The 21,746-nt window shown below is 42.9% G+C and carries 25 protein-coding genes; 12 read left to right on the top strand and 13 right to left on the bottom strand.

All coding sequences use genetic code 11. The features are described 5' to 3' along the window. Positions 1 to 294: 294 nt before the first annotated feature. From MHN81_RS01480 to MHN81_RS01465, 4 genes are all read right to left on the bottom strand, one after another. Positions 295 to 684 (bottom strand): glutaredoxin family protein, encoded by a 390-nt coding sequence (locus MHN81_RS01480; RefSeq protein WP_023400880.1) that lies wholly within the window; start codon positions 682 to 684, stop codon positions 295 to 297. 58 nt (positions 685 to 742) lie between these two features. Then, complete coding sequence (locus MHN81_RS01475) at positions 743 to 964, bottom strand: hypothetical protein (RefSeq protein WP_023400881.1); 222 nt, start codon at positions 962 to 964, stop codon at positions 743 to 745. 440 nt (positions 965 to 1,404) lie between these two features. After that, on the bottom strand, positions 1,405 to 1,626 hold the full coding sequence (locus tag MHN81_RS01470; RefSeq protein WP_023400882.1) for a hypothetical protein: 222 nt from the start codon (positions 1,624 to 1,626) through the stop codon (positions 1,405 to 1,407). Between the two features lie 524 nt (positions 1,627 to 2,150). After that, on the bottom strand, positions 2,151 to 2,429 hold the full coding sequence (locus tag MHN81_RS01465) for a phosphotyrosine protein phosphatase (protein ID WP_239424853.1): 279 nt from the start codon (positions 2,427 to 2,429) through the stop codon (positions 2,151 to 2,153). Positions 2,430 to 3,154: 725 nt separating this feature from the next. Here MHN81_RS01465 and argA point away from each other — a divergent pair. Further along, the gene (gene argA / locus MHN81_RS01460) at positions 3,155 to 4,501 is read left to right on the top strand and encodes an amino-acid N-acetyltransferase (RefSeq protein WP_239424852.1); all 1,347 of its coding nucleotides are present in this window, start codon (positions 3,155 to 3,157) and stop codon (positions 4,499 to 4,501) included. Between the two features lie 51 nt (positions 4,502 to 4,552). Here the strand turns inward: argA and MHN81_RS01455 are convergent, their stop codons facing one another. Further along, the gene (locus tag MHN81_RS01455; RefSeq protein WP_023399642.1) at positions 4,553 to 5,248 is read right to left on the bottom strand and encodes a VC0807 family protein; all 696 of its coding nucleotides are present in this window, start codon (positions 5,246 to 5,248) and stop codon (positions 4,553 to 4,555) included. A gap of 204 nt (positions 5,249 to 5,452) precedes the next feature. On the opposite strand from MHN81_RS01455, the gene MHN81_RS01450 reads away from it, so the two are divergent. The 3 genes from MHN81_RS01450 to sdhD all read left to right on the top strand — a co-directional run bounded on the left by MHN81_RS01450 (position 5,453) and on the right by sdhD (position 6,625). Beyond that, complete coding sequence (locus tag MHN81_RS01450) at positions 5,453 to 5,701, top strand: hypothetical protein (protein WP_211011343.1); 249 nt, start codon at positions 5,453 to 5,455, stop codon at positions 5,699 to 5,701. Positions 5,702 to 5,912: 211 nt separating this feature from the next. Then, entirely contained in the window at positions 5,913 to 6,293 is a 381-nt protein-coding gene (sdhC, locus tag MHN81_RS01445; protein WP_036976394.1) for a succinate dehydrogenase, cytochrome b556 subunit, read from the top strand. Beyond that, positions 6,284 to 6,625, top strand: a complete 342-nt coding sequence (gene sdhD, locus MHN81_RS01440; RefSeq protein ID WP_023399645.1) for a succinate dehydrogenase, hydrophobic membrane anchor protein — start codon at positions 6,284 to 6,286, stop codon at positions 6,623 to 6,625. Before sdhC ends, sdhD begins: the two co-directional genes overlap by 10 nt. Positions 6,626 to 6,643: 18 nt before the next feature. Here the strand turns inward: sdhD and MHN81_RS01435 are convergent, their stop codons facing one another. From MHN81_RS01435 to chrA, 3 genes are all read right to left on the bottom strand, one after another. Then, the gene (locus MHN81_RS01435; protein ID WP_036976396.1) at positions 6,644 to 6,940 is read right to left on the bottom strand and encodes a hypothetical protein; all 297 of its coding nucleotides are present in this window, start codon (positions 6,938 to 6,940) and stop codon (positions 6,644 to 6,646) included. A gap of 194 nt (positions 6,941 to 7,134) precedes the next feature. Next, positions 7,135 to 7,290, bottom strand: coding sequence for a hypothetical protein (locus MHN81_RS01430; protein ID WP_023399646.1), 156 nt, complete (start codon positions 7,288 to 7,290; stop codon positions 7,135 to 7,137). A gap of 145 nt (positions 7,291 to 7,435) precedes the next feature. After that, a complete protein-coding gene (chrA, locus tag MHN81_RS01425) occupies positions 7,436 to 8,581 on the bottom strand; it encodes a chromate efflux transporter (protein ID WP_239424851.1) in 1,146 nt (381 codons plus the stop codon). A 113-nt stretch (positions 8,582 to 8,694) separates the two neighbouring features. Between chrA and MHN81_RS01420 the strand changes: the two genes are divergently transcribed. Then, positions 8,695 to 9,615, top strand: a complete 921-nt coding sequence (locus MHN81_RS01420; RefSeq protein WP_023399648.1) for a LysR family transcriptional regulator — start codon at positions 8,695 to 8,697, stop codon at positions 9,613 to 9,615. Between the two features lie 40 nt (positions 9,616 to 9,655). Here MHN81_RS01420 and MHN81_RS01415 read toward each other — a convergent pair whose 3' ends face one another. Further along, positions 9,656 to 10,417, bottom strand: a complete 762-nt coding sequence (locus MHN81_RS01415) for a spondin domain-containing protein (RefSeq protein ID WP_023399649.1) — start codon at positions 10,415 to 10,417, stop codon at positions 9,656 to 9,658. Between the two features lie 96 nt (positions 10,418 to 10,513). Next, on the bottom strand, positions 10,514 to 11,446 hold the full coding sequence (locus MHN81_RS01410; RefSeq protein WP_023399650.1) for a LysR family transcriptional regulator: 933 nt from the start codon (positions 11,444 to 11,446) through the stop codon (positions 10,514 to 10,516). Between the two features lie 113 nt (positions 11,447 to 11,559). Here MHN81_RS01410 and MHN81_RS01405 point away from each other — a divergent pair, with 113 nt between their 5' ends. The 3 genes from MHN81_RS01405 to nth all read left to right on the top strand — a co-directional run bounded on the left by MHN81_RS01405 (position 11,560) and on the right by nth (position 13,493). Next, complete coding sequence (locus MHN81_RS01405; protein WP_239424850.1) at positions 11,560 to 11,778, top strand: hypothetical protein; 219 nt, start codon at positions 11,560 to 11,562, stop codon at positions 11,776 to 11,778. A 3-nt stretch (positions 11,779 to 11,781) separates the two neighbouring features. Beyond that, entirely contained in the window at positions 11,782 to 12,711 is a 930-nt protein-coding gene (locus MHN81_RS01400; protein WP_023399652.1) for a sodium-dependent bicarbonate transport family permease, read from the top strand. A gap of 113 nt (positions 12,712 to 12,824) precedes the next feature. Beyond that, the gene (gene nth / locus MHN81_RS01395) at positions 12,825 to 13,493 is read left to right on the top strand and encodes an endonuclease III (RefSeq protein WP_239424849.1); all 669 of its coding nucleotides are present in this window, start codon (positions 12,825 to 12,827) and stop codon (positions 13,491 to 13,493) included. Positions 13,494 to 13,704: 211 nt separating this feature from the next. Here the strand turns inward: nth and MHN81_RS01390 are convergent, their stop codons facing one another. Both MHN81_RS01390 and MHN81_RS01385 read right to left on the bottom strand, forming a co-directional pair. Beyond that, positions 13,705 to 14,397, bottom strand: a complete 693-nt coding sequence (locus MHN81_RS01390; protein WP_023399654.1) for a tellurite resistance TerB family protein — start codon at positions 14,395 to 14,397, stop codon at positions 13,705 to 13,707. A gap of 238 nt (positions 14,398 to 14,635) precedes the next feature. Further along, on the bottom strand, positions 14,636 to 14,866 hold the full coding sequence (locus tag MHN81_RS01385) for a helix-turn-helix transcriptional regulator (RefSeq protein ID WP_023399655.1): 231 nt from the start codon (positions 14,864 to 14,866) through the stop codon (positions 14,636 to 14,638). Positions 14,867 to 15,123: 257 nt separating this feature from the next. Between MHN81_RS01385 and MHN81_RS01380 the strand changes: the two genes are divergently transcribed. After that, complete coding sequence (locus tag MHN81_RS01380) at positions 15,124 to 15,693, top strand: hypothetical protein (protein ID WP_239424848.1); 570 nt, start codon at positions 15,124 to 15,126, stop codon at positions 15,691 to 15,693. A 61-nt stretch (positions 15,694 to 15,754) separates the two neighbouring features. Here MHN81_RS01380 and MHN81_RS01375 read toward each other — a convergent pair whose 3' ends face one another. Next, on the bottom strand, positions 15,755 to 16,150 hold the full coding sequence (locus MHN81_RS01375; RefSeq protein WP_239424847.1) for a biopolymer transporter ExbD: 396 nt from the start codon (positions 16,148 to 16,150) through the stop codon (positions 15,755 to 15,757). A 237-nt stretch (positions 16,151 to 16,387) separates the two neighbouring features. Between MHN81_RS01375 and MHN81_RS01370 the strand changes: the two genes are divergently transcribed. The 3 genes from MHN81_RS01370 to MHN81_RS01360 are packed head-to-tail and all read left to right on the top strand — an operon-like array spanning position 16,388 to position 21,745. After that, entirely contained in the window at positions 16,388 to 17,509 is a 1,122-nt protein-coding gene (locus MHN81_RS01370; protein WP_239424846.1) for a porin, read from the top strand. A 16-nt stretch (positions 17,510 to 17,525) separates the two neighbouring features. Next, positions 17,526 to 19,763 carry a hypothetical protein gene (locus tag MHN81_RS01365; RefSeq protein ID WP_239424845.1) on the top strand — a complete coding sequence of 746 codons (2,238 nt, stop codon included), beginning with the start codon at positions 17,526 to 17,528 and terminating at the stop codon, positions 19,761 to 19,763. Between the two features lie 41 nt (positions 19,764 to 19,804). Then, entirely contained in the window at positions 19,805 to 21,745 is a 1,941-nt protein-coding gene (locus tag MHN81_RS01360; RefSeq protein WP_239424844.1) for an SLC13 family permease, read from the top strand. Position 21,746 lies beyond the last annotated feature (1 nt).

Raw genomic sequence — 21,746 nt, 5'->3', positions numbered from 1 at the left:
TTTGAGCTGCGCAAATAACTTGTGTCAACTATGGCATTTGGCACCGCTCTAGAATGTAAGTAATTTTAATTATGTGTATAAAGCAAAGCTCCTCGATAGCGCTTAGCGAGCGGATAGGAATGAGTTCACATTGTACGGTCTGGTTTAGTGAACTATAGCGTGGCGGCTCGATACCTGAGAAAGTACAATATCATAGCAGCCACAGATAAGTGCTGAAGTCGTGCTAATTAGTATGTTTGAGTGGTGGCGCAAAAAGGGTCTAGTATTGCAGCATGCTGACCCTTCGCGTGAGGGCTAGAGCAGCTGGTGGCTCTTTAATTGTGCTTCTAGTGCGGCTTGGTTAAAACCTCGGATCAAGCCATCAGATACCAAGATCAGAGGTAACACCTCACCGCCTAGAGCCTCAAATTCTTTAAGTGCTTCGGCATCTTGCTCAATATCCACTTTTACGAAGGCAATATTACGTTGCTCTAAATACTGTGCTGTTTTTTTACAAAATGGGCACCACTGTGTGGTATATAACTTAATGGGGGTCGTAGAATTTACACCGTATGAGCTATAGTCCCCTTTTTCAATTTGTTGGCTTGCAAATAAGCTTTGGATCGCCTGCATACCATAGCCCCCACCAAACCAGCCAAGACCGAGGGTAAGGGCAAAAATCACCAGATACTTTATTATATTCATTGTTCTATTCACCGGGCTAAAATGAGCGATAGCAGGTACTATCGCTCAGGATGATTAATTATGCACAGTCGCGCATACATTGTGCTTTAATCGTGCGGCAGTTATATCCAGGTGTTCCGCCCCACTGGCACACATAAAACTGGTATCCACAATAGTTTTCTAATGTACCAAAGTCTTGCCAGTTACAGCCATGCGTATAGCCATTGCTTGCAGAGACAGCAAGAGAAGTACCTAACCCCATGGCGAGCCCCATGACGGCCATTGCTATTTTTTTATTCATTGTATTTCCTTTATCATTTTAACTGTGAGTAAAAATTGCTCACAGCTAAATATGTAATCGCGCTTGATGGAATGAGTCAATAAATAGTGTGAATTTTGAATTGATTAAAATTCACTCAGCTGTAGATGACATGGGATTTACTATTTTAGATTGAAAAATATAGGATTTAATACCTGTCTACATTAATAATTTTATATTGTTTATGATTGAGCAAGGGGCTGAATTTATCAACTTTGAAACTACTACTTGTCTATTGTGTGGAATTCTTTTGTGATTTTTAAATGTGTTTTTTGGGAAAGTGACAGCAAAGTGCGTAGGCACATTAGATATGTATTCATCAAGAAGGTATACAAAGCCATATTGCTGATTCAGTATGGCAATGATAAGGCGAGAAAGAAAATAGTAGACTCTATGTAAAAGAGCCTACTAATCTTGTTATGTTATCCGCAATCACTCATACATTGCGCTTTAATGGTACGACAGTCGTAACCCGGTGTATAACCCCACTGACAAACATAAGCTTGAAAACTGCAGTAATTTTCTAGTGTACCGTGTGATTGCCAATTACAGCCATGCGTATACCCATTACTAGCAAAAACAGCAAGCGAAGTTCCTAGTCCCATAGCCAGTCCCATGACTGCCATTGTCATTTTCTTATTCATTTAATTTCCTTTATCACATTAAAAGTGAACAAAAATTGTTCACAGGTAAATATGTAATAGTGCTTTGCGTTTTGAGTCAATGGCATTGTATTAATTTTGAATTGATTAAAATTCACACGGCTTTGAACGTGGAAATCGGACGCGATTAATATGAAAGATATTAAATTTATGCTGTTTTTTGTAATAGAGGCTCTCGTGCAAAAAGCGATTCAACTATGCGTTTATTCGCTTATTATTTTGAGGTGAAAATTTAACTTATTGTTTTTTGATAGTTATATTTTCTCTGTTGAGATAGGCATAAAGTTCAGTAAACAAATTAAGTTACGTTTGAATAGCACCTACGAACTCGCAAAAAGAGGTATATGAGGATATTTTTCAACTGCTTAAGTCATAATTAGTTGGCAAAAGAGCCCCGTTATCACAGCTTTTTTGATGAAAAGCGGCTTCTAACGTCGATATAAGTAAAGAGATAGAGGGCGGCAATTCAGGTAAGTAGGCTGGGCCTGTACTAATAGATTGTGTTGTTAGTAACAGGTGTCGAGTTTCAAATAGGCGCCAACAGTTGCTTTGAGTATCTCAACCAATGCACCATCCATAAATTGGTAATCATCTGGTATGTCAAGCACCTGGATATCTATGTACAGCAAGAGCTGTGTAAACTGAGCTCGTAAACGGCATTTATGCTTTTCTTCCATGACAAAAATGACATCAGCCCACAGGATACCCCCTTTGTTTACTGTGCGCTTTGCACTAGGGCTAGTTCCGGCGGAGCGTACCCAGAGGTTAGCGTGGTTTCTCCACATTTGTTAGCCAGTAGCGCTTCGCCATTGGTTGCGATTACAAACAAACAAATAATACGTTTATCTTTGTTGGATCTGGCATAGTTTGCTTCACTTTTTAACGGAGGTGAAGTTAACCCCTTTAAACGTTTTAATTGGGCTGCCTCGTTCTACTTCTCTGTGATGTTGCCAGCGAGACTTTTGGACGCTTATGTCAGCTTCTTGCTTTGAGGCCAATTTTTGCAGCAGTCATGCACCAGATCATACTTCACAATAAGCAACTGTGGGTAACTTAAAAGGAAGCTATATCAGGCGTTGAGTTTGCCTGCAGCTACTTAGCGGATGAGACCTGCAAAGGATAATAGTGTGTTTGTCATGAATTTTTCTCCTCTACAGTTAGTTGATAGCCATAGAAGCTCGCTAAAGTAATTAAAAAATGTAGGAAAGAATGCAGGTCGGAACTGCGTAGCGCAATAAAAGCGGAGTTTCATGGTGAATAATAATTAACTTGTTTTTGTGTTAAGTGCTTTGTTGTTAAGGTTTTTAATGTCTGGTTATACAGATTTTTCTTTTTAGTTGTTTGTTTTGTATTTATTTTTATTTTTGTTTTGTTGTTGGTTCAAAGGTGTGTAGAGAATTAAAATTCAAAATAAAAGAATAAAAATTCTTTTATTTTGAATTTTAATTCTCTATGATGGGGGTGTTTTGGTAAGTTAAATTATTGGCACTTTTATAAAAGGTAAATGCTCGTGCGCACGACCGAACTCGTAGATGGTTTTCGTCAATCAACTCCTTATGTAAATGCTCACCGAGGGAAAACTTTTGTTGTGATGCTAGGTGGTGAAGCTGTTGATCAGCCTGGATATCGCAGCATTATTAACGATGTGGCGTTGCTGACCAGTCTTGGTATTAAAATTGTGTTGGTGTTCGGTGCTAGACCTCAGTTTGATACTGCGTTGGCCAATGCGGGTATTCACAGTGAATTTCACAATCATATTCGAGTCACTGATGGAGATTCACTCCACATTATCAAGCAAGTGAGTGGGGCTATGCAGCTTGATATTACAGCCATGTTATCAATGTCTCTGAGTAGCACACCAATGTCAGGAACATCACTTAATGTGGTGAGTGGGAATTTTGTAATTGCGCAACCAATAGGTATTGATGAAGGGGTGGATTATCACCATTCTGGTCGAGTGCGGCGTATTGATGTAGAGGGTATTCGACACCAACTTGATAATAACAGTATTGTCTTACTCGGCCCCATTTCGGCCTCGGTAACAGGAGAAAGTTTTAATTTAACTGCCGAGGAAATTGCAACGCAAGTCGCACTGCGTTTAGATGCGGATAAGATGCTTGGTTTTTGCCATGAAGCCGGTATCTTGGACGAACACGGTGAAGCCATTGCTGAGTTAATGCCCAATGAAGCTGAGCTGTTACTGGCCCGTGGAGAAACTTGTAATGCACCTTGTAAAAGTGCAGCCGTGTTTTTACAGGCCTCAATTGATGCATGTCGTGGCGGGGTACACCGCTGTCATTTAGTCAGTTATCGAGAAGATGGTGCCTTGTTGCAAGAGCTTTTTTCACTTGATGGGATCGGTACTCAAATTGCGCCACAGAGTTCAGAGCAACTGCGAAGCGCCAGTATCGCTGATATCAATGGCGTGCTTAACTTAATTCGCCCTTTAGAGGAGCTGGGTTATCTAGTTAGGCGCTCTCGTGAGCAGCTGGAAATGGAAATAGAGCAATTTACTGTGATAGAGCGTGATGGGGTGATTATTGCGTGTGCTGCGTTTTACCCTTTTTCGGAGGAGCAGGTAGGTGAATTTGCCAGCCTTGCTGTTCATCCACAATATCGAGATGCCGATCGGGGCAGCTTTTTACTGCGCACTGTCATTAATAAGGCGCGCAGGCAAGGGTATAAGGCCCTGTTTGCGCTGACAACACGAAGCATTCATTGGTTTTTAGAACAAGGCTTTGATTGTGCGGGTATAGAAGACTTACCAGCAAAGAAGAAGTCACTTTATAACTACCAAAGGCGCTCTAAAATTCTTAAGTTAGATTTAACTCGGTTGCCTAAAAACCGATTGTTATAAAAAACGGGGCTGAAAGGCCCCGTTTTGCGTAATAACGTGAAATGTATTGCGCTATTGCTCAATAAACATCTCTTCCATTTTCAACCCTGTGAGCTTTTTCAGCGAGTTAATTAGGTAGTACAGGGCAACAAAAAAGATCACCATGGTGGGTAATACAATAACCGGATAACTCAATGCGGTCATACGGCCTAATTCATTGTTATATGCTTCAGTCCCAGCTGGACTAACGACAATCATTTTAGCGAGCACATAATTGAGTACGGATGATAGGAAAAAAGATCCAGCAAGAATATTAGACGCAACAATTTGCACTTTGGGTAACTTATCTAAATTCCCTTTTTCTTTTAACGCGGAGTCAATTTTGGGAATGTCCATGACGTTTTCATTAAACAGCATGGTTTTAAGCAATGGGTACTTGGTATATTGACTGACCACAATCGCAACCCCTATCACCCCAGGGATCAAGGCTTCTTTAATGGCGATATATTTGGCGTCGAGCTCGAGAAGGCTAATCCCGCCAGTTAATAAAACAGAGACAATACCAAGGGCGGAAATAAAGTTAAACTTCCCCGTTTTTTGGCGCTCCCAAAGACCAAATCCAACAGGGAATGCCAGTGCGACTACGACACCCAGTGACGGCCCTAAGTGCTCTTCTCCTGAAAAGCGCGTCAAAATAATCACTGGAAGAATAATATTAAAAAGCATCTGGCTAAAGAAGCCAGAGGGTTTGTTGTCGGGTTCAGCCATTGATACCTCAAAAAATAAAATGCATTAATGCCCAGAGTGTACGGCAAGAGGGGGCTGTGCGGCAATCCCTATACGCCATAGTGGTAATATTGCAGAGCACGTAGCTGGCAAATGGATTGCGAGATATAATAGAGCCATTAATGTTTATTTTGAGTTTAATTCATCTCAAAGTAGCGTGAATAAGTGTATAGAGAGTTAAAAACCATGATCAACGACCAAGAAGAAATCAGCAGTTTAGCTGAATTAGAAGCATTTTTACTGCTAGTGGAAAACGGCGGGTTAGGCCTTGAAAACGTGGCGGGAATTGCACTGGCAACCCACAATAGCAATGGTCGCCCATTCGTCGCAGTACTTGACGACAAACATCAACTGCTACTAGGGCGTTGGGTTACCCAAGACGTATTTGAGAACGGTAAAGAGTTGGTACGTACTGGACCGAAAAAAACACATTGATGGCCTCGGTGAGGGTGGGTGTCTATCCTCACTAACTCACTCCCCTCATGGTCGTCATGATCAACTCATTGATACGAACCTAATATACACAAGTTAATTTGGTTCCTATTTCTCTTCGCATACCCACCCTTACAAGATAATATTTTACTACATTTGTAACTGGTAATGATTTGCGTTAGCATTTATGTACATTTGCATTTGGGTATTTAATATGAAAAGAGAACGGCCTACGAATCTGGCAATTCAGACTATGGCGTTACCTATCACGGCGTACGCGTCAATTTTACACCGTGTCAGCGGCGTAATTGTTTGGATGGCATTGGTTGTTTTATTACCGCTGCTTATCTTCGCACTTCAATCGACACACAACTTTAGTACATTAACGTCTTTATTTACCGAAAACTTCTTGATCCAGTTTATTGTTTGGGGCCTGTTAACAGCATTGGGCTATTACTGCTTGGGTACAATTAAGCATATTATTCAAGAGTTTGGCTACTTTGAGGAGCTTGCCAGTGGCTGCATGATTTCACGGGTTGCTATTGGTTTGGGGATCGTATTGAGTATCGTAATTGGAGTTTGGATATGGCTATAACGGGAATTGCACGCTCGGGAACAAAGCAGTGGGTATTACAGCGTATTGGCAATGCACTGATCGTTGCATACAGCATTATGTTGCTTGTATTGCTGTTCAATGCGCCTATTTCGGATCACCAGAGTTTGCGTGATTTTCTAGCGCCAACTTGGTTCAAAGTGGTGTCTACGCTGTGTGTGAGTATTTTTGCTTTGAATGGCATGCTTGCCGGGTGGCAAATAGCTGGTGATTACGTTAAAGGCACCGGCGCAAATAAGGTATTTAACACACTGTGTGTTATTTTAAGTTTAACAACCATTGCTGCGGTGATTAAACTGCTTTGGTTATCCTGATTTGATCAACCAGCTATGCTAGTGCTCTTCTTCTAAGGAGAAGAGCAAATCTAGCCCAGGTAACAACACACTGACAGCCAGTAGAGCTGCACACAATGCCCAAGCATAGCTCAATTCAGTATGCGTCTTTACCAGCCAAGAAACGCTGCTACTTAGCCAAAAAACATTAATAAGCATAATACTAAAATTGGGTCTTAGCGGCTTGGCACAGTATTTACAAGTCAAGGGCTCGCGATTCAGTAAAGCGATACGCTCGGTTAGCTTGAGTGGCTTATTACAGCAGGGGCAGGTTCGAGTAGCAAAATCTTTAAACATACGCGTAGACTTGAATGATAATTGTTATCATTCAAGTCTACGCGTATTATGGAATAATTAAAAGCCCAATGAGAAATTTATTGTGTAGTAAGGGGCGTTTTTGTGTTTCAATTGGAGGGGGAGTTGTGGTTGGTTTTGACTGCGTTAAAACGGGTAAGTAGCGAAGGTGAGTTTCCTTCGCTATGATGATGGTGTTACGCCGTAGTACCTGGGCAGGCAAAAGCGAGTTTGGTTGGCAAAGGCATATCACCTTGTCTACCACCTGCAATGATTGCTGTGGTATGTGGTGAAATCGCCTCGCTGTGTTGAGACAAATTCTTAAGTTGCTTTTTATTAATTTTTGTTTTCATAAAATATTCCTTATTTATGTTGTTATGTGAAATAAATATACAATTTCATGTTTGTAATTGAATTGCAAGCCTTTTAAGGCCTTTAAGTACAATAATAAGTAGCTGAAAATGCAAATGAAGACATCCGTGTCTCCCGTTTAATTAGTTAAACAAGTCCAGTCACGATCCCGGCCAATATAAAAGTTAACACCAACCAAATGATGGGGAGCTTGAGTTGTTTCAGTAAGAAAAAACCCACCAGTACTAGCGCAATATCATAGGGAGCGAAGACCGCGCTGACAAATACCGGCTGGTACAAAGCGGCTATTAACAGTCCCACTACGGCGGCATTAACGCCATTGAGAGCTCCTGCGACGCGCGGCATTTGCGCGAGTGTTTGCCAGTTTTTTAGCACTGCCAACAGCAGTAAAAAGCCAGGTAAAAACACGGCGATTGTTGCAATCAGAGAGCCTGCAATCGGGTTGTCTGGTAGTAGTTCATAGCCGATATATGTTGCAAAAGTAAACATTGGACCGGGTACAGCTTGTGCCGCGGCATAGCCAGTTAAAAAGCTATCTTGGCTGAGTTGATCACCTACGATGTTTTGTAATAGAGGCAGAACAACATGACCACCACCAAATACTAGGCTGCCCGCTTGATAAAAATCATTAAACAGGGCGACCGAGGGCATGAGCTTTGCGGCAAATGGCAGACCAATTAAAAGTGCTAAGAATAAAAAAAGTGGGGTGTAACTCGGTTTAAAAACTTGGTTTGTTGGTTTGGGTTGCGTCTGTTTTAAATAATGTGCACCGACCATAGCTGCAAGTAGTAAGATCCCAATTTGCACTGAGATACTTGGTGCGATGAGTAACACCGTCGCTGTTAAAATACACAAACCAACGGTAAGGGTGCTTTTGCAAAAGTTTTTGTACATACCCCATGCAGCGTCGGCAACCACGACGACAGCAAGCAATTTCAAGCCATGTACTACGCTCTGAAAGAGGTCATTTTGGGTGATTTGGCTGGCAACCACAGCTAAGCCAATCATGATTAATATCGACGGTAGTGTGAACCCTAAAAAGGCGGCCAAAGCGCCGGGCAAGCCTCCTCGTTTATAACCAAGAGCAAAGCCCACTTGACTTGATCCCGGCCCTGGTAAAAATTGGCTGAGAGCAACTATTTGGCCATACTCATGGTCATCGAGCCATTTGAGTTTTTCAACAAAGGTTTGTCTAAAATAACCGATATGTGCAGCGGGTCCGCCAAAGCTAACCCAGCCAAGCAAGAAAAAGAGTTTAAATATGGTAAACATGTTGAGTGCTTTTTTGGATGCGAGTTTAATTCATGCCATTAGGTTAAAAAATGCATTACAATTAATCAAATTAATAGTATTGATTGTTTCTATGAATTATATGGGATGTTTGGGTGAGTTTTAGTGACGTACAGTGGCGTAATGTAGATCTGAATTTATTGGTGGCCTTTGCGTATTTATATCGTTACCAAAGTGTGAGTGTTGCAGCACACAAAAGTTGTGTTAGCCAATCCGCTATGAGTCATAGTCTTTCACGACTGCGCTCGCTGTTTAACGATGTGCTATTTGAACGGCAAGGACATAAAATGGTGGCCACCGAGCGTGCGCATCTCTTGGCACCAACAATCACCAAACTACTAGATAGTGTAAGTAACGACCTTTTGACGAGCACACCATTTAATCCGGCAGAGTATGCAGGGGTGTGCCGTATCGGGCTAACCGATTATGCGGAATTTATCTTTGCTCCGGCGATTTTTGATGCCATCCGTAAGCAGGCACCGAAGGCACAAATTAGCTTTATCAATGTAAATCGAAGTAACTACGTCACTTTGGCAGAGCAAGAGAAATTGGATATTGTCATCGGCAGTATCGCAAAGCCGGATCCCGCTTTTTGTGCTCATCATCTTTACACTGAACGGCACGTATGTATTGCTGATCCTAGGCATGTTGTATGTGAAGAAGGGCTATCTGCAGCGGCATTTGCACAGGTTGAGCACGCCTTGGTCAGCCCCGATGGACAGTTGACAACGGGCGTTGACGACACGTTAAAAACGCTAGGGCTCACACGCAGAGTCACTGTGGCCACGCGTAACTTTATGACTATCCAGAGTTTATTACAGGGTCGAAAATTAATCGCCATAGTGCCAAAAAAGATGGCTGATATTGCATGTAAAAACAGCCGGCTGCGTCATTTTGAGCCCCCCATTGTGGTGCCCGATTTCGCCATTGCGATGCTGTGGTTTAACCGCAAAGAAGGCGATGACAAAAATGTGTGGCTCAGAGCCCTATTACATGACTTGCTGGCAAGTGCATAAATGATAGCCACCGTTGACTAACCGTGGCTATCTTATGAGCCTATTGCATTAAAGTGATCTTGATAAATCCAATATTCTCTCCACTTGTAAAGTGAACGCCATTTGTAAAGTCAGTATCAGTGCGTTCACTGCTGAGTAAAGTGATGGTGGCTTGTGGATCTGTGGGCGAATCAGCGGCGCTAAATGTCGCGCCACTGTCACTGCCAGCATCGTACACTTTAAGTTGGATAGTTTGTTCATCTACCCACTGATTATCATTAAAAAGTAACAAGCTATCGATCCCAATAAACCAGTCAGGGCTGGGAGCAACCATAGAAACCACACTCAGATAAGGGAAAGACTGGCTTGCCTCAAATGTCATTGAAACACTTTTACTGCTACCTGAAATGCCAGATTCATCAATTAAGTAACTCGAATTACCCAGATTTTGTATATCGCTTATTTCATTTCTAAGTAGTGTCTTTGAGCCAGTTTCTGCCATGCTGGCAATCCCCGCGCTCGCCGAGGTTTCTCGCTGAAAAATCCGCCCTTGTTCATTGTGTGTGAGGCCGATAACAGGTGAGAAGTGAGTACCGCTGGGGTAATTTGTCGGAAAGTTGCTGCGCTCCCAAGTACGGGTAAATGTCAGCTCATAAGTCACTGTATTGGCAGGTGCAGGCGTCGTGGTTGTTGTAGAACCAGTGGATGTATTGGTGGGTGTTGTTGCGGCTGGCGAATTTGTTGGAGATGACGAGGAGCTGCCGCCGCAAGCAGTTAAGCCCATAACCGTACACAGTATTGCCAATTTGAGTGGATTTATCATAATTGAGCCCTCAAGCGAATCAAAGTTGCCTGTCACACAGACCTTAATAACAGTAGTTATATTTCACTTATTCTGCGTTTTTTTTGCACAAAAGTGCTAAATCCTGATCGCGTTTTGCATAATGGCTCTGCCTTCGGTTTCAACATAGGTGAGAAACACACTGGCAATGGGGGAGAGTGCTTTTCGCTTGGTCCAAGAAAAAGACCACTTGGAGCGAATCGGTAGTGACTCGACATTGATCACGTTGACATCATGTATCTCGCCAAATGCGAGGGTATGCGACGAGAGTATGGAAACCCCTAAACGTGACAGCACTGAGTGGATAATGGCCTCGTTACTGGCTATGGTCATTTTGATATTGGGTGTAACATCTTTGTTTTTGAAAAAAGCTTCGGTTGCAAAGCGGGTCCCAGATCCAGACTCACGGATCAAAAAATCTTCTTTGCAAAACGCCTCTAGCGATACGCATTCTTGTTGGCTAAAAGGATGAGAAGCTGGTGCAATGGCAACCAGATCATTGGACATAAATTCAATCACTTCCAAATCTAATCCCTCTGGTAAATGACTAAACACATAAAAGTCATCCAACCCTTGTTCAAGACGCTCTATTACCTGCTGTCTGTTGGCAACCGTAAACTGAATATCAATATCTGGATAACGCTCGCAAAATGGCCCAAGTAAATGGGGGATAAAATATTTTGCGGTGGTTGCGCTGGACAATCTGAGTGTGCCGGCTTTGAGCCCACGCATATTGGCAAGGTGCATGTCTAATTCTTCGCAACTTTGCAATATTTGTTTTGCCGTAGAAACGGTTGCTAGCCCGGCATCGGTAAATTTCAGCTGTTTTCCTACTTGTTGATATAAAGGGAGTCCGATAGCCTCGGCTAATTTTTTAAGCTGCATTGAAACCGTTGGTTGGGTTAAATACAGCTTTTCGGATGCCGCTTTAACACTGCCGCCTTCATGCAAAGCAAGCAAAATTTCGAGTTGTCTAAAGGTGCCGATGTGGGCATGTAATCTGGAAGCCATATATCCTACTTAATTATCAAGTTAGATTTTTATCTATGGTTATCATAGTTACTATCTATTTTTATCTATGTTGTGACTTTTGTAAAATCTTCAAAAATACAGAGGAGAGAGTTATGGCATTTAAAAGTTTGGTGTTATCCCTTATAACGAGCTTAAGTCTGTTGGCGTTTTCTTATTTGAGTAACTTACTCGGTCATGGCGGCATTGGGTTTATTTTATTGGCCGTACTTCTCTTTACGTTGTCAATTTTTAGCGTGTTAAAATCTTCACCTAACAAAACTCAAAAATCGCAAAGCACCTCTCATTCTTCTCGTTTGGCTGAGGTTAAGTAATCCATGATAGACGCGGTTGTTGCTTTTTTTATACTGGGTATCCTAGCCCAATTATTAGGTGCAAAACTCTCGTTCCCAGAGGGTCTGTATAAGACATTAAGCCTCTTTTTGATGGTGGCTATTGGCCTTAAAGGTGGAATAGCACTGCAGCAACATATTGACCCCGCACTGCTGACAATGTCTCTTGCCGTTGTGGCGTTTGGACTACTATTGCCGTTGGTGGCGTACCCGCTATTACGTTATTTTGGTCAACTAGATAAGATCAACGCCGGTGCGATTGCGGCGCATTATGGCTCGGTCAGCGTAGCAACTTATGCTGTGGCTGTGGCGCTTTTAGAAGCCGCGAATATTGCCTATGAAGCCTATTTCCCGCTGTTTGTGGTGTTACTTGAAATGCCTGCAATTGTGGTTGGTTTAGTACTTGCTAAAGGGAATATAAAGGTTATCAATCGCGCGTTTGTGAAAAAAGAACTGATAGCCAACCAGAGTATTTTGTTAATGGTAGGGAGCTTAATCATCGGCTTTGTCGGTGGTGAGAGCGTGCAAAAACTCACACCTTTTTTTGTCGAGTTATTTTCCGGTGTTCTGGCTCTATTCTTATTAAAGATGGGCCTAGTTGCGGGTGAGCAATTGGGCACATTAAAAAAGAACAGTATATTTTTAATTAGCTTCGCGATTTTAATGCCAATGTTAGGTGGCCTAGCAGGGACAGGTCTTGGCGTGATGTTAGGGCTCAGTGCCGGTGGACTTGCGCTAATGGCGGTGCTTGGTGCCAGTGCCTCTTATATCGCGGTGCCAGCTGCAATGAAAGAGAGCTTACCTGAGGCCAATGCTGGGATGTCTATCACAGCGTCACTGGGGATCACTTTTCCGTTTAATGTGCTACTTGGTGTGCCTTTTTTCATTGCTTTAGGGCAATATCTCGGTGCTTAGTCAAATGTACAATGTGAAGTAAAATCGAGAAATTGATGTTTTATGCTGACGCAGCTGTGGCGTCAGTGTAAATTAGGCGCACTGCAATGAGAAAGTAACCTAGGCTAGCAAGTGTGTCTGAAAAAAATCTATTAAAAGCTGAGCGTGTAGCATATATATTGACAGAGCTTCAATCTCGTTACCCTGAGCCTCCAATCCCCCTTGATCACAAAGATCCGTATACATTATTGGTTGCGGTTTTATTATCAGCGCAATGTACCGATGAACGTGTCAATCAGGTAACACCGGCACTGTGGCAACTGGCTGATAATCCATTTGATATGGCAAAACAGTCGGTTGAGGATATAAAAGCGATTATCCGCCCATGTGGTTTATCACCACAAAAATCCAAAGCGATTAAAAAGTTGTCAGAAATTTTAGTCGCTGAATATGACGGGATTGTGCCTGAAGATATGGATGCTTTGGAAACCCTACCGGGCGTTGGACACAAAACCGCAGGTGTTGTGATGTCGCAGGCATTTGGCGTGCCCGCTTTTCCTGTTGATACCCACATTCACCGTTTGGCACAGCGCTGGGGTTTAACCAGTGGTAAAAACGTGGCGCAGACTGAAAAAGACCTAAAGCGACTATTTGCAAAACAGTATTGGAATGACCTTCATCTGCAATTTATTTACTATGGTCGCGAGTTTTGTACCGCCAGAGGGTGTGATGGCACTGTATGTCCTATGTGCACCACCTGTTACCCAAACCGTAAAAAGCCCAAAGTGGTTAAAAAGCCATAAGTGTGTTGTTGCAGGTTATAAAAGGTTATTCCCTCTGTGTTTATAGTGGAATGACCCGAGTTTATCTGCTCAGTTTTAACTAACTTAGAAAGGGTAAGCCATCCACACTTAGGCGTGCTCTTTTGTGTACTTTGTTGAGCAAATTCAAGTTTAAAAGAGTCACGCCTGCTTAGCTAATTCCTTGGAAAATAATCAATATGATTGTTTTCCACTATAGCGTATCAAGTTGTTGATGGATGCTATTGACCAACTCGCGAGGCAAACAAAGCTGATTGGCTAGCGCTTGCAAATACTGTAAAGAGACTGCCTGTTTAAGGTCAATGGCGCTCGCACTTGCTGCATATACTTCAATACCCGTTTGTGCGTTTGGCACCGCTGCCACTAATTCGTTAAGGCTCATAGGTGCTCTTAACTCATCAAACAACATGGCCTTCTCTTGTACGCTTAAGGTCATGGTTTCGACTTGCGCAAATATTTTTTGCCGTTCAGTCTCATCGATATGGCCGTCGGCATATGCGGCAGCAATCATTGCCCGCATGAGTAACAGTTGCCCTGAACCCGTATCATCTTCGACAACTTGTTCGAAGCTTTGTTCGGGCATACTTGCAGGTTGAAAATCAAATGTCCGATGAGAGTGTGAACGTTTTGCCATCGCTTGTTCATATGCTTGGCTGTCGCGTTGTTGTGATGCGGATTGAGTTTGTTCGCTGTACTGTTTGTATGCTTTCCAAGCGAGCCCACCAACAGCTGCTAAGGCACCATATTTAACCGCTTTTTTGCCGGTTTTTTTACTTTTTTTACCACTTAATAGGCTGCTGACCCCGCCTCCGGCGACACCACCTAAAAAGCCGTTCAGTGCACCAGATTTATTCAAGCCACTGACTAACTTTTGTAATTCTTTCATCGCGTTCTCCATTTGCATTTACCGTTTTAGAGTAGGGGAAAGCATTGTCATTGAAAATAGCAAATTTGTTACAAATCGATTCAGCAATACGACGCTTGTGCTCAGGGGGAATCTATAAATTCATCATGCGTTTTTAGTCGCTGTTTACTAACGAATACAGGCCTAAAACATCAGCGCATTCATACTGTGGCTCTATTTAGAACAAAAACGACTTTATTTCGCAGTTGAGTGCTGTAGTTTAAATGGGTTGATCGCTCAATAAATCTTTTACCGGGATTTGATAGAAGCGAGCCAGTTCCCGTGCAGTTCGGTGGTATACTTTGCAGCCGCATTCAGCGCGTTTAAGGGTTGCAATGGAAACACAGAGTGCTTTCTCTTGACATGCACATGCGAGCTTTTCCTGACTTAACCCCAAGTCACGGCGTAGCTGTTTTAGAATTTTACAATCCAGTTTTACCCTGCCATCCATAATCTGACTCCTTGAAAAAGGGATGTTAAGACTAGCAACGCGCGGTGATTTACGCCAATAACTGAGGTGAAGTTGGGTGTGCGGATTAGTGTACAAAGATGTCAAAAATGTTGCACAAATTTACGGCATTTAATCTGATACCAAAGTGATACTAAAGTGATACCAACAGGCCGCCCAATTAAGCCTAGACTAGTCGCATCTCAAGCAACTCCGAGGTATGGAGTATCTCTTTCTCAATGACATAAAAGGATAAGACAATGTCTGAAGCAAATCGTATTTTAGGTGGTTTTGGCCCAATCGTATTGGCGCAGGATTTTGACAAAGAATACATCAATGCATTTGAACATATTAATAAGCGTGAAGGTGTGGATATTAAACCTTTAGCTGGACAATCTCAGATTGTAAATGGCACCAACTATGCGTTTTATTGCTTTGTGTCACCGGTTGTGGCACCAAACGTACCTAAAGTAAATCGTCTAGAGCTGATTGTAGTCAATCAACAAGGTGAACATTTTACTCAGCTATCGGATCGCACATTCAGTGAGCCTGTATTAGTGCCGCCGATTGGCTCGTTTGATTCAGTTGCCTTACGTGATGACTTCAGTGAAGCGGAGCTGCGTGCCGCACAACAGATAGAATCACTGGAAGGTGTTAATTACATGATTCTGGCTGCACAGCAACAGGTTGTTGCAGGTCTTAACTTTGCGTTTTATTCAGTTGTGATCCCGGTTACACCAAATGCTCAGGCATTCTTTGCGCGAATTGATGCACACCGTGATTTTGAAGGCAAGTTAGTCAACACCCAGCTTCACCATATTAACCCTTAGTATTGGCTGCCATGGTGTAATGTGATGCGACATCATGGCTTCTTCCCTTCGCCTTTCTCTACTAACTACCCAAAGCAACGGGTGCATCAGTTTGTGACTTAATCGCATTTAACACTGTAACCAGCGTGTTGTGCTCGCTCATTGCGTGTGCTTTTAAGCTAATCGAAGCTATCTCCCCTTGGGCTGCCAATCGAGCGATGTTCACTGCGATGGCGTCAGGGTCTACCTGTTTTTGATTCAAGAAAATACGGTTTCGCTGATCGATGCTAAATTGGGGAGTCAAAGTTTGCGAGAGTGGAACGTTTGCCTTGTTTGGCCTATCAATATCAAGAACATGTGCTTTTTGAAAGCTGGCTGTCACAATAAAAAAGATCAGCAGAATGAAAACGATATCGAGCATAGGGTTCATATCAACATCTGTGTTCGAGGGCGCAGCGGCGTGGTTTTTATGCATCATATAGTTCACCTTGTTTCTGAGGAATGTGTGTTTATATGTATAACGTTGGGCGCAGAAAAAAGGGGTGATGAATGGGCCTCTTTTTTGTGAAAAGTGTGTATTTGGGCGTTGTACTTGGCTTTTAGCATTAATGAGTGAATCGTAATATTCGCGCTATTTAACCTTCAGAGCCCCAATTATTGTGCGCTCAACATACAGATACTGGATGTGTTTATAGCAACCAATCTGAGTATCAAAATGAAATTAAGCTCTCTATTTCCACTCTGTGCATCTGGATGTTTTTTGGTGCCTTCACTGACTCATGCGACGACTTCGTCACTTCAGGCTAAAAATGACCATGCCCCTCAGGTATATGGCCGTGCTCGTTTGTCCTTTAATACAGCCGATTTGGGAGAACAAAGTACGGCTGAGGATACCCGCCGACAGTTTATTGCGACGCATGGTTCTAGGTTAGGTGTAAAAGGCAAACAAACGGTCGATGAGCAATGGCAAGGGCTGTATAAAATTGAATTTGGCATTAAGGCCTCAGGTGATGAAGACAGTGAATTTTGGTCTTTGCGTAATACCTATGTGGGGCTAAAGCACCGTGATGCTGGGCGGTTCCGAATTGGTAAAATTGATACTGCTTATAAATCGATGACAGGAAAGCTCGATATATTTTCTGGCACTGTGGCAGATTACAATCAAGTCATTGGTGCGGCCAGCGGCGAAAAAGCATCGAAGCTTTTCAACGTACGGGCCAAGCAAGTGGTTGTCTATGATAGAGCCCTGCTCAAAGATTTATCCATATCAGCTAGTTACTCAGAAAATCAGCTGGCAACTGAAGATGTTGAAGTCGGTGAGCGAGACAATGTGTCATTCGCACTGCGCCAAAACAAAGGTGCTTTTACGTTTGTTACGGGCTATGAGCGGCAGCGCTTCGCTGATATTGAGTTGTCTGGCAAAAAAGTTGCGCTGCAATATCGACTGCAAAAGGGCAAATTTAGCTGGATGTATGAATCCATCACGGATTCTCGCCTTGCCTCTAGCTATTCCCGAGATGCTTTTTTATTCAATGCGCAATGGCAACACGATCATTTCACCTATAAAGCGCAATTGTGGCGAGCGGGAGAAAGCGACGCAGGCAACGATGGCGCAAAAGGTGTGAGCATCGGGGTTATATATCGTTTCTCCAAGCAGTTAAGCACGTCGCTTATTTACTCTGCAATCAATAATGAGGCTCATGGCCGCTATGGTTTTAATGCCGGAGTTAGTCCCACCGTTACACCAGCCAAGTCTAATATCCTGAGCGATGGCACTGAGCAAGGGGCAGATCTCGCCATTGTGTCACTGGGTTTAAATTATCACTTTGGCTATTAAGCAGGTGTAACAGTGTATGCTTGATTATTTGATCCGATGCAATCGCTATGTTGGACTGTTGTTACTGCTCTTGCTTATTTATTTGGTCCCTCAGTACTTCCAAAATAAAACCCAGGTGTTTGAACAAAAAAACACGTTGGCGTACGAAGAGACCCTCTATGCAGCTAAGCATATTGAGCGACAAATTGCATACCTTATCGAGGTTGGCGACACCATAAAATCTCAGCTAAGTGAAGAGAATTTCAGCCAGCAGCATATGAGTTTAGCGTTAGATACAAAAGTTAAACGCATATTGACTCAGACATTGCAGAGCAACAAACACCGCCAAGAAGGACAGATTTTTGCTGTTGGCGTATCGCTGGACAAGCATATACTCAATACACCGGATGCAATTGCCAGTGATCAATATGAATTGAAGTCTTGGTATGCATTTCAGTCTAACAACCAAATTCAAATTAAACCCAAAAACTATGATTACACGCAAATAGGCAGTAAAAAAACTCAGTGGTATACCAAAGCCGTAGAGCAAGGGCGTGCAATTTGGCAAGAGCCTAAATTCAGCAGCACCAGTGGTGCATACATTATCGGCTACTCTATCCCATTTTTTACCGATGCGAGTCGCTCTCAAATTGCGGGTGTGATCTCTCTCAACTACTCCCTGACCGAGCTTAAATCCATTATGCGTGCGCGGCACTTTTGGAAAACTGGATATGGTTTTGTGGTGTCTGAGCAAGGCAATCTGATTTATCACCCGAATGAACAACTGGCTAAACAAGAAGTGGTGCTAACTAATGGCGGTGTGAGCCAGTATGCCAGTAAAAAAGATGTGATTTTAGCCTGTTATCTGCGCGGTGGGGCTTGTTTTACAGAGCGGTTGTTGCAGCGAGAGGCACAAGCAAAAACATTTCAATTGCAAAGTGGTAAAGCAAAAGTGTTCTCTAAACTCATTGCCCACACCAACTGGCAATTGCATGTGGTGTTTATGACCAATGAACTGGGATATAACGCCAAAGAATTGCATCGCATGTACGTTAACTTGGTATTGGTTTCAACACTATTTGTGATCAACTGCATTATAGGTCTGTATTTTAAGACTAGACATCGCATTACAACACCGAGTTGGTTGCCATCTAGTTGGCTGTTTGTCGGGGCGATTTCCATGAGTTTTATGGTGGGCCTTGCACTGATCGCCAAAGAGGCAAGTGTTCATTTATACGAGCACCAGAGCGACTCACTTAAGCTCACCGATGAGCAAGATGTATCAAAAGCGCGGGCGAGATACCTGAGATACAGCGATCAAATAAAACAGCACCCTGCCCAGTTTGTGAAAACAGGTATATTGGTGCGCTCCATTGAATACCAAAACCTCAATGAGCTGGTGATCAGTGGGTACATTTGGCAAAAGTATGATCTTGACGGTCTTATTGAAGATGAGCAAAAGGGCGTGGTGTTTGCCGATGCTGTAGATGGCAAGTTATTTTATCGCTTCGGTGAGCATCACTATCGGGACATAACACATAACACCGAAACCCTTGGCTGGTATTTTAAAGTCGTCTTGCCATTGGCAATTGACCACAGTTATTACCCATTTGACAGTGGTACGGTTTCATTGCGCTTAAAGCACCTAAACATGGCAAATAACATTGTTTTGGAGCCCGATTTAAATGCTTACCCCTTGGTTTACCACTCTGCTAAACCAGGCCTCAACACCGCCGCTAAATTGGCTGGGTGGGATATCGCAAATAGTTATTTCAGTTTGCGCAAAAGTCATTATGAAACGGACTTTGGTATAAGCAATTACATCGATAGATATAACCTCGCTGAGCTGTACTTCAATGTGTCTATCAAGCGCGCTTTTATCAATCCATTAATCACCCATGTTGCGCCGATGATGATGGTGTTTATCATTTTATTTTTGTTATTGATTTTATCCACGGCAAATCAAAGCCAGGCGGATGTGTTTGGATTCAACCCCATGGCGGTGATCACAGGTTCCTCAGCTTTGATGTTTTCAACCATGCTGTGGCACAGCACACTCAGAGGCGAGTTAAACGATGCGGGGATCAATTATTACGAGAGTTACTATTTTCTCGCCTATTTAGCCTTAGCGCTAGTGACCATTAATAGTGTGTTGTTGTCACGTACAGAGCGTATGTATTTCATCCACCACAAAGATAACTTATTACCCAGACTGTTTTATTGGCCCTTTTTAAGTTGTGCCTTGTTTTTTATTACCTATTTGAAACTAGGTTGATTTCAATTCGATTTAAGTAGCGACAAGCTCGGAACCATATTATGAATGAACAATTATTAGCAAATAAACACAGTGCGCTTGACGGCGTCCACTCGGATGGGGAGGCCAGTCGTGATTTACCTGTATTACAGCGAGATATTGAGCGCCTTAGCCAAACAGAAGAGTTCGAAGATTGGAGCCGACAGCAGCTCGCGAGATTATTGCCTTATATACAAAAGTATCAAGTTGCCCCTGATGAAAAACTGTTTCAACAAGGGGAGTCGGCTGAGCAATATTATGTACTACTAACTGGTAGTGTGCAGCTGACGAGCTCCACAGGAGAGTGCCAAACCTTGAGTGAGGGGGTAGTAGGTAAAGAAGCGCTACTTGGCGTGAATGGCTATCTCAGTGAGGTCGTTGTTTTAGAGTCCTCGATATTTTTGGCCATTCCAAGTGATAAAGCCCATGAAATTGCGCCTGAACACACCGCCTCTAAGGACATGTTTCGCAAAGTGTTACTAGAGCAAGTGCACACGCCTGCGGCGCTGGATGCACAGCAAGAGCTGCTAGAAGTCCCTGAAGTTGATACTCAATATAAAGACTGGTTCAAGGCGCTGGGTTGGCTTTTGGTTGTTCTGACGCCCGCTTGTATCTTGTATTTTGGCGAGCAAGGAGGAGATGCACTGCTTAATTGGCGGCAAAAGCAATTTATCGCCGCATTTAGTGTGACTTTAATTATGTGGGTATTTCAACTCATTCCTATGTACGCCGCAGGTTTGTTTACTCTCATTATTTGCTTAAGTTTGGGCGTGGTGCCCAGCGAGGTCGCGTTGTCAGGCTATGCGTCGGGGAGTTTTTTTATGGCCTTGAGCATTTTTGGTTTGGGCTCGGTGTTGGTCGCATCAGGCGCAACATACCGCGTTGTATTATGGATTTTGCAACGCTGCCCAAACTCGACCTTCAGTTACAATTTTAGTTTGTTGCTACTGGGGATTTTCTTGACGCCCATGATCCCAAGCTCCAATGGCCGAGTGGGGCTATTGTCACCCATGTTGGTCGATATGAGTAAAAGTCTGGGATTCAAAAATGGCAGTGCGGCAGCAACGCGTTTAAGCCTATCTATGTTTGCTGGCGTGAGTATTTTTTCAGCCATATTTATGACCAGTAAATCACTTAACTTATTGGTGTTTAGCTTACTGCCTGTGCAGCGCCGAGAAGAATTTCAATGGATGAATTGGTTTACCGCGGCATCTGTAGCGGGCTTGGTGATGTTGACACTATTTTTGGTGTGTTCACATTTTATGTTTAAACACAGTGAAAAACCTAAAATATCGAAGCAAGACATAAAAGATCAACTGGCTATGCTAGGCCCAATAACGAGTTTAGAGTGGTTTGCCTTGTGTGGCGTATTGTTTTTTCTGTTGGCTGTGGTCACAGCTTCATTTCATAAAATCCAGCTATCATGGGTGAGTTTAACGGTATTATTTGTCTTTTTAGCTCTGGGTATGATCAGCAACAAGCAAATTAAAAATGACATTGATTGGCGTTTTTTGATTTTGCTTGGTTCAATGATTGGCATGGTGCATATCCTCAACTATACACAAATTGATGTGTTACTCAGTGAACGACTAAATCTTGTTGGTGTGTTTATGGCCCAAGATTTTGAGTTTTTTGTACTGATATTAATAGGCATTGTTTTTGCGCTGCGATTATTTTTACCGATAAATGCTGCCGGTATGCTCACTGCGGCTATTTTTATTCCTTTGGCAGAGTCACATGGTATTGATCCTTGGGTGGTGGCCTTTATCATTCTCATGCTTGCAGAGTGTTGGCTTTTTCCCTATCAAGCCTCGTATTTTGTGATGTTTCAGGGAGTCGTTCAGAAAAAAGCAAAACTTTACAACCATGCCTCTTTTCTTAAATTTAACGCGCTGTCGGTGCTGTTTCGCATCGTGGCCATCTATTGCACACTGCCGTTTTTTCGCTGGTTAAACATGTTATAAG

The organism is Pseudoalteromonas sp. Of7M-16, from assembly GCF_022347805.1.
Classification (GTDB): Bacteria; Pseudomonadota; Gammaproteobacteria; order Enterobacterales; family Alteromonadaceae; genus Pseudoalteromonas; species Pseudoalteromonas luteoviolacea_F.
Note: the sequence above shows the minus strand (reverse complement) of the source record. Positions and strands in the feature narration are given on the sequence as shown.